Genomic DNA, 7,030 nt, shown 5'->3' with positions numbered 1-7,030 from the left:
GCGGAAGGCCAGGATGCGCCCGTGCACATGCGACAGCGGATAGCAGACGATCTTCTCGTCCTGCAGGGCCGCGATCAGGATGTCCCGGGTGGGCACCTCGCCTCGGATGGGGGCGTAGAGCGCCACCGTCCGCGCCTTGTTGTAGTAGGGGGTCGCCAGGAAGCGCGACTGAACCTTCAATCCCCGCTCGTCGATGATGTCGGGTGTCATCGCCTTGCGACGAGCCGTCAGCTCTTCACGCAGCGTCACCTTCCGAACCACTCCCTCTTGCGCCACCGTCTCGCTCACCTGCCCCACTCCCCGCCAAGAGAAAGAAAAAGCCCCCCGCGAAATGGCCGTGTGCCTAGCGTCCATTGAACCCTAAAAAGCCAGGTGGGGTTCGAAGTCGTGGCGCCGTAGGCTTCCCTCATCCCGCGAGGGGAGGGCTTGCACATGGAACCCGAAACGGACCCCGTGATGGACGTATCGGTTCGAATTTCTGCTGGGCATCACGCGCCCCGCAGGGGACAGCCCGTCTACTCAACCTTTCCCAACTACAAAACCCTGAAACTCCTGGAGAAACCCAGGAATGCCTGGAGGAATGATAAGAACGCCCGGGGGATGGGTCAAGCCATAGCTGCGCGTTTACAAGGCAGCCGGCCGGCTCCTATGATGACGACGCCCCCACTCATGACGTCCGCATCCAGAACAATCGGTCTCGCGGCCTTCGTCGCCGCAGCCCCAGGCTCCGCGTGGGCGGGTGTCAGCCTCTCGGGAAGCTACCAGGCAGGCGAGCTGGGGCGGGTGGAGCTGAGCACCCAGGGCGAGCGGCTCGTGGGGCGGGCCTCCGAGGCGGGAGTCTGTGGCCTGGCCCCCCGGAGTCCGGTGCTGGAGGGCGAGTTCCAGGGCAACGTGCTGGTGGGCAAGCTCACCCTGTGCCTTCAGGGGCCCTCGTGCCCCGCAACGGACACGGTGGCCCTGGTCGCCTTCTACAGCCCGGTGGATCACACGTTGACGGCGTTCGTTCAGCCACGGGCGGGCTGTCAGTCGCTGATGCTGGGCAAGAGCGGCCTGTTCCTGCTTCAGCCCGCGTCGGAGGCGCCCGCGGCGGCGGCCCCGGTGGCTCCGGCGCGCAGTGGGGGTTCCTCGGTGGCGAGCCTGCGCACCGAGAAGCGCAACCCCGAGGCCGCCAAGGAGGCCCTGGAGAAGGGCAACCGGCTGCTGGGGACGAAGGACTTGAGCGGCTCGGTGGCCGAGTTCGAGCGGAGCATCTTCCTCGACGACCACAATTGGGTGGCCTTCTTCGGGCTGGGCACCGCCCACCTCATGGGCGGACAGGCGCAGGACGCCATCGCCGCCCTGATGCGGGCGCGCGCCCTCAACCCGCGCGAGCCGAGCATCCCCTACCACCTGGCGTGCGCCTACAGCCAACTCGGCGACAAGCGGCGGGCGTTGGAGTCGCTGCGGCAGGCCGTGAAGCTCGGCTTCGCCATCCCCGAGAGCTCGCGCCAGGACACCGAGCTGGATCGCCTCCTGGGCTCGGACGTCGAGTACGTGGCCCTCACCAATCAAGCCGTCGAGAACTACAGGAGCCCCGCTGGCCGTCGGCCACAAACGGGACCGTGAGCGCGTGAGCACCTCTCCGACGCCGCGGGCTCCCCGAATCCTCGGCAACTACGAAATCCAGACGCTGCTCGGCAAGGGGGGAATGGCCGAGGTCTTCCGCGCCCGCGTCCGCTCCGGGCCGCGTCAGGGCTGGACGGTGGCCCTCAAGCGGCTGCTGCCCGCCCTCACGAAGGATCCGGCCTCCGTCGCCCTCTTCGCCTCCGAGGCCCGCCTCACCAAGCTGCTGGATCATCCCAACATCGCCCAGGTGCTCGACGTGGGCATGGTGGACGGCCAGTACTTCATCGTCATGGACCTGGTGGACGGGAGGGACCTGGGGCACATCCTCCGCCGCTGCAAGCATCGCGGCATCCACCTGCCCCTGGACTTCTCCATCTATCTGGGGCGCGTGCTGCTCGAGGCCCTGGCCTACGCCCACGCCGCCACGGACGACGAGGGCACGTCGCTGGGCATCGTCCACTGCGACATCTCGCCCTCCAACCTGTTCATCTCGCGGCTGGGCGACATCAAGCTGGGCGACTTCGGCGTGGCCCGCCTGCGCGTGGACGGCGTGCTCCAGGGCGGTGAGGTGCTCGGCAAGCCCTACTACCTCTCGCCCGAGTCCCTGCAGGGCGCCCTCTCGCCGCACGTGGACCTGTGGGCCGCCACCGTCGTGCTGTACGAGCTGCTGACGCTGCAGCGCCCCTTCACCGGCTCCACCCCCGAAGAGGTCTTCACGAAGATCGTCTACCGGGACTACATGCCCCCCAGCCTCATCCGTCCGGAGATTCCCGAGGCGCTGGATGAGATCATCCACCGGGGCTTCGCCGTGAACCCCGAGGACCGCTTCCCCTCGGCCGAGGCCTTCGCGGAGGCGCTCACGCCCCACTACGACGAGCGCGTGGGCACGCCGCTGGCCATCGCCGCCGTGGTGCGTGGGCTCTTCGGCATCAGCGATACGACCTGAAAGGGCGGGGGTGAGGGGCACCGCTCCCCTGCCTGCTCCGTCTCGGGATGCCGTTTGTCCGCTTCATGTCGATCTTCTCCTGCGCGAGGGAGGATTCGACATGGCGACCGAGCAGGAGAAGAAGCCCCAGGAGCTCACCCGAGAGGCCGACACGGACCGCAAGTCCGAGGGCAAGCCGTCCACCAGCCCCCATGAGTCCCATGAGGGCATGCCGGGCTACGGCCAGCCCCCCGGGGAAGTTCGCGAGAAACAGCTCCCCGATCAGAAGTGGTGAGTCCGGGGCGCGGGGGAGGAATCACGGGGCTCCCGGTTTAGTGCCTCGGACTCGGAGCGGGGTTACTCCCCGTTGAGGGCTCGCGCCCTCGGCACGTGTGTGGTCAGGGCCTCCACCACCCTGGCCACGTCCGCTTCCGTCGTCTCGGGTCCCAGGGAGAAGCGCAGCGAGCCGTGGGCCTGCGCTGGCGTGAGGCCCATCGCCAGCAGCACGTGCGAGGGCGTCAGCGTCCCCGACGCGCACGCCGCTCCCGAGGACACGCAGATGCCCTCCAGGTCCAGGGCGATCAGCAGCGACTCTCCGTCCGCCCCGTGGAAGCACAGATTGCTCGTGTTCGGCACCCGCGCTCCCTCTCCGTTCACCGTCACGTCCGGGACGAGGGTGCGCACCTCGCGCTCGAAGGTGTCTCGCAGGGCCTCCACCCGCGCCGCGTGCGCCGGCTGCTCCTCGTGGGCCAGCTCCAGTGCCAGCGCGAGGGCCTCCGCGTAGGGCACGTTCTGTGTCCCGCCTCGCAGGCCCGCCTCCTGGTGCCCCGGTGTCAGCGCCTGCACCTCCATGCCCTTGCGCACCACCAGCACGCCCGCTCCCGCTGGCCCGCCAAACTTGTGCGCCGACAGCGCCAGCAGATCCGCGTCCACCTCGCGCAAGTTCGTCGGCAGCTTTCCCACCGCCTGCACCGCATCCGTGTGGAACAGGATGCCTCGCTGACGGCAGGCCCGCGACACCTCCGCGGCCGGCTGCACCACGCCCGTCTCGTTGTTCGCCCACATCAACGAGCACAGCAGTGTCTCCGGCGTCAGCGCCTCCAGCAGTGCCTCCAGGGGCACCCGGCCGTCCCGCCCCGGGCGCACCCGTACCACCTCCGCGCCCAGTGCCTCCAACTGCTTCAGCGCCGCCAGCACCGCCGGGTGCTCCAGGGTCGACGTCACCACCCGCCGCCGTCGCTGCTCCTTGCGCCCCAGCCAGGTGCCCTTCAGCGCCAGCGCGTCCGCCTCCGAGCCCGAGCCGGTGAAGCACACCTCCTTCGGCTCACAGCCCAGCACTCGCGCCACCCGCGCCCGCGCCGCGTCCAGCCGGCCCCGGGCCTCGCGCCCGCTCCGGTGCACACTGGAGGCATTGCCCCAGCCGCCCTCGGAGTAGGCCCGCGCCAGCAGCGTGGCCACTCGCGGGCGCACCGGCGCCGCCGCGTTGTGGTCCCAATAAATCAAGGCGACGGCGCGGACAGCAGCGCCACCGGCCGCTCATCCGCCACTCCGAAGGCCTCGAGGAAGCGGCGCACCAGCTCGCGCTTGACGGCCTTGCGCTGGTTGGCGCGCCCCGAGAGCGGAATCCGCGCACCGGCCATGCTGCCGTGGCCTCCCGACGAGCCGCCGTGGTCCTCGCAGATCTCCCGGATGAGCCGGCCCGCGTTCATCCGCCGATCCTTCACCCGCAACGACAGGAAGAGCTGGTTGCGGTACGTCGCGTACGCCAGCGACCACTTCATCCCCTCGAGGAACATCAGCCGCTCGGCCACCTCGGCCACCATGTCCGGCGAGTACACTTCCTCCAGGTCCGTCACGATGGCGGTGTCCCCGTACATCTTCGCCCGCTCGAAAGCCGTGTGGTACAGCTGGAAGTAGCGCGCGGGCAGCTCCGGGTGCTCGATCTGGCTCAGCAGCTGCTTGTCCATCCGCGGGAAGAGCCACAGGTACGTGTCGATGTCCGTCTGGGTCGTCTCGCGCCCCAGATCCCGCGTGTCCGCCTTCACGCCGTAGAAGAGCGCCGTGGCCACGTCCACCGAGGGCTCCAGCCGCGCCGCCCGCAGGTACTCCGCGAGCATCGTCGAGGTGGCGCCGAAGTCCCCGCCCACGTCCGCGAAGGGGGCCTTGAGGCTCTCGTCGCGCATGGGGTGGTGGTCGATGACGATGTCCACCTCGCCCCGCAGGCGTGGGGGAATGGCGTGGTTGCCCGTGGGCGGCTGCGTGTCCACCAGCGCGAGCAGGTCGTACTCGTCCAGGTCCAGGTTGGCGATGGGTGACACGGGCAGCCGGAGCACCTTCACGAAGGCGATGTTCTCCGCGCGGCCGATGATGCCGCCGTAGCCCACCCGGGTTTCCTGCACGCCCGCCCGCTCCTTCAGCAGGTGGGAGAGCGCCACCGCCGAGGCGATGGAGTCCGGATCCGGATTGTCGTGGGTGAGCACGAGGAGCTTCTTGTGGCCCGAGGCCACCCGGATCAGCCGCTCCAGCTTGGCACGGGCCGGCAGGTTGGCGAGGCGCGGTTGCGGAGGCTCGGTGCCCTCTCCGCCTCCGGGCGTCGTTCTGCGGCTGTTGGCTGTCGGTGTAGCAGGCATGGGTGCTGTGTTTACTTCCTCCGACGGAGCGATTCGAGAAGCCTGATGGCCTCTGCGTAACGTTCCGGAAAAGGAGTCTCCAGGATTCCTATCGTGTTGACGAAGCGGGGATCCTTCATGAGGCGGCGGAAGGGCGTGAGCCCGATCGCTCCCTTGCCCAGCTCCTCATGGCGATCCACCCGGCAGCCGAGCGGCTTCTTGCTGTCGTTGAGGTGGAAGCAGTGCACCCGCTCCAGCCCCACTATCCGGTCGCACTCGGCCATCACCTCATCGTAACCAGCATCCGTCGACAGGTCGTAGCCCGCCGCGAAGAGATGGCAGGTGTCCAGACAGATGCCCAGGCGCCCCGCGTCTCCCACCTGGGAGAGCACCTCCGCCAGGTGCTCGAATCGCCACCCCAGGCAGTTGCCCTGGCCCGCCGTCACCTCCAGGCAGAGGCGTGACTGGAAGCGCGGTGTGCGCGCATGCACCTCGTCCAGCGCCCGGGCGATGAACTCCAGCCCACGCCGCTCGTCCGGGTGCCCGCCGGGGTGGAGGACGAGGAAGGGGATGCCGAGGCGCTCGCAGCGGGTGAGCTCCTCCACCACGCAGTCGAGCGACTTCTCGCGCTGGGCCGGTTCCTCGTTGCCGAGGTTCACCAGGTAGCTGCCGTGCGCCACCACCGGAAGGCCCGTGCGTCGCACCTCCTCGCGGAAGGCGTGACACTCCTCCTCGGTGAGGGGCGGGGCCTTCCAGCCCCGTGCGTTCTTCGTGAAGATCTGGAGGCTGCGCGCGCCACGCTCCTCGGCCCGCGCCAGCGCCCGGCTCACGCCTCCAGCAATGGACTCGTGAGCCCCGACGCGCACAGCGGCCTAGTTGATGGACTTGTAACGGCGGCCAAGGTCCTTGAAGTACTTCACGCCGTTGTCGAGCGAGTTCTCGATGGCATCCATCAGCAGCGTGCGGAACACGCCCTCGGCGCCGCGCAGCGACTCGTAGTACCGCTGGCGATCGATCGAGTGGATGATCGCCGGCATGTAGCCGTTGCGCAGCAGCACGAGGTTCGTGAGCATCCTGCCGACCTTCCCGCTGTTCTCGGTGAAGGGGAAGATCTGCATGAACTTGTGCTGAACCACCGCCGCCTGCTTGATGGGGTGGAACTCACGGAACTCGGCGCTGCCGGTGTAGTCCACGAGCTTCTCCAGCATCGGCTGGATCTTCGCCGGCTGGGCGATCTCGTGGAAGTACGTGCGGTGCAGGGGCATGTCCTTGCGGTAGCCGCTGCGATCGCGCTCCTTGGTCAGCTCCTTCTCCGTGCGCTCACGCCGCTCGATGTTGGCGCGCGCCTGCTGCGCCTCGGGCGTGCTGCCACACAGCAGATCGTGGATGCGCTTGATCGTCGTCAGCGTGATCTGCGCCTGCTTCCTGCCGGTGGCCGAAGCCTCCTCGCGCAGGAAGTCACACGCCGCCTTGTGGTTGCGCACCTCCAGGACGACGGGGATCATCGCCGGGTCCATGGTGGCGCGCTCGGGGAACAACGCCGAAGCGAGTTCCTGTTGCGTGTACACGGTCCCTTCGAGCGCTGCGTCGTGGTAGATCCACGACATCTCGAACTTCTCGAGGAAGTCGCGACTCTTGTCCTTGAAGATGTCCAGGTAGTCGCGCAGCGTTTCGTTCTTCTCGTCGATCTCTTGGTAGCGTTCCTTCACGGACGTGACGCTCCTTCACACCGGCTCACGATTATATACCGGCGGACCGGGTCCGACAGAGCCCGGCCGGGCGATGAAACGGGCACGGGATTGTAGAAATTCCAGGGGGTTGGGACAACGACAACACCGCGGGCCTACAGGCTGACGAGGAAGACTTCACACGCTTGGTCCAACAAGTCCTT

Annotated in this window: 8 protein-coding genes and 1 other RNA gene; 3 read left to right on the top strand and 6 right to left on the bottom strand. The window is 68.2% G+C overall.

The window, feature by feature from the left end; translation table 11 throughout:
- Both VF794_RS02735 and ssrS read right to left on the bottom strand, forming a co-directional pair.
- The coding region (locus tag VF794_RS02735) for a 5-formyltetrahydrofolate cyclo-ligase (RefSeq protein ID WP_331107413.1) at positions 1 to 288 on the bottom strand (288 nt) is incomplete at its 3' end.
- A 29-nt stretch (positions 289 to 317) separates the two neighbouring features.
- Positions 318 to 509: non-coding RNA, 6S RNA (gene ssrS, locus VF794_RS02730), on the bottom strand.
- Between the two features lie 160 nt (positions 510 to 669).
- On the opposite strand from ssrS, the gene VF794_RS02725 reads away from it, so the two are divergent.
- The 3 genes from VF794_RS02725 to VF794_RS02715 all read left to right on the top strand — a co-directional run bounded on the left by VF794_RS02725 (position 670) and on the right by VF794_RS02715 (position 2,825).
- Positions 670 to 1,605: a tetratricopeptide repeat protein gene (locus tag VF794_RS02725; RefSeq protein WP_331107411.1), complete on the top strand. Its 936-nt coding sequence runs from the start codon at positions 670 to 672 to the stop codon at positions 1,603 to 1,605.
- A gap of 4 nt (positions 1,606 to 1,609) precedes the next feature.
- A complete protein-coding gene (locus VF794_RS02720; RefSeq protein WP_331107409.1) occupies positions 1,610 to 2,551 on the top strand; it encodes a serine/threonine-protein kinase in 942 nt (313 codons plus the stop codon).
- 100 nt (positions 2,552 to 2,651) lie between these two features.
- Complete coding sequence (locus tag VF794_RS02715; protein ID WP_331107407.1) at positions 2,652 to 2,825, top strand: hypothetical protein; 174 nt, start codon at positions 2,652 to 2,654, stop codon at positions 2,823 to 2,825.
- Between the two features lie 62 nt (positions 2,826 to 2,887).
- Here VF794_RS02715 and VF794_RS02710 read toward each other — a convergent pair whose 3' ends face one another.
- From VF794_RS02710 to VF794_RS02695, 4 genes are read right to left on the bottom strand one after another with little or no spacing between them, the layout of a single operon-like run.
- Positions 2,888 to 4,033 carry a cysteine desulfurase family protein gene (locus VF794_RS02710; RefSeq protein ID WP_331107405.1) on the bottom strand — a complete coding sequence of 382 codons (1,146 nt, stop codon included), beginning with the start codon at positions 4,031 to 4,033 and terminating at the stop codon, positions 2,888 to 2,890.
- A complete protein-coding gene (locus VF794_RS02705) occupies positions 4,030 to 5,160 on the bottom strand; it encodes a bifunctional oligoribonuclease/PAP phosphatase NrnA (RefSeq protein WP_331107403.1) in 1,131 nt (376 codons plus the stop codon). The genes VF794_RS02710 and VF794_RS02705 overlap by 4 nt, the downstream gene beginning before the upstream one ends.
- An 11-nt stretch (positions 5,161 to 5,171) precedes the next feature.
- On the bottom strand, positions 5,172 to 6,005 hold the full coding sequence (locus VF794_RS02700) for a deoxyribonuclease IV (protein WP_331107401.1): 834 nt from the start codon (positions 6,003 to 6,005) through the stop codon (positions 5,172 to 5,174).
- Positions 6,006 to 6,011: 6 nt separating this feature from the next.
- On the bottom strand, positions 6,012 to 6,848 hold the full coding sequence (locus VF794_RS02695) for a Fic family protein (protein ID WP_331107399.1): 837 nt from the start codon (positions 6,846 to 6,848) through the stop codon (positions 6,012 to 6,014).
- Positions 6,849 to 7,030 lie beyond the last annotated feature (182 nt).

Source organism: Archangium sp., assembly GCF_036389735.1.
Lineage (GTDB): Bacteria > Myxococcota > Myxococcia > Myxococcales > Myxococcaceae > Archangium.
The sequence above is the reverse complement of the archived record's forward strand: the minus strand, read 5'-3'. Positions and strand labels throughout refer to the sequence as shown.

Excerpts from the sequence above, each read along its gene's own strand:
- VF794_RS02725 (WP_331107411.1), top strand. The coding sequence starts at position 670 with ATGACGTCCGCATCCAGAACAATCGGTCTCGCGGCCTTCGTCGCCGCA.
- VF794_RS02705 (WP_331107403.1), bottom strand. The coding sequence starts at position 5,160 with ATGCCTGCTACACCGACAGCCAACAGCCGCAGAACGACGCCCGGAGGC.
- VF794_RS02715 (WP_331107407.1), top strand. The coding sequence starts at position 2,652 with ATGGCGACCGAGCAGGAGAAGAAGCCCCAGGAGCTCACCCGAGAGGCC.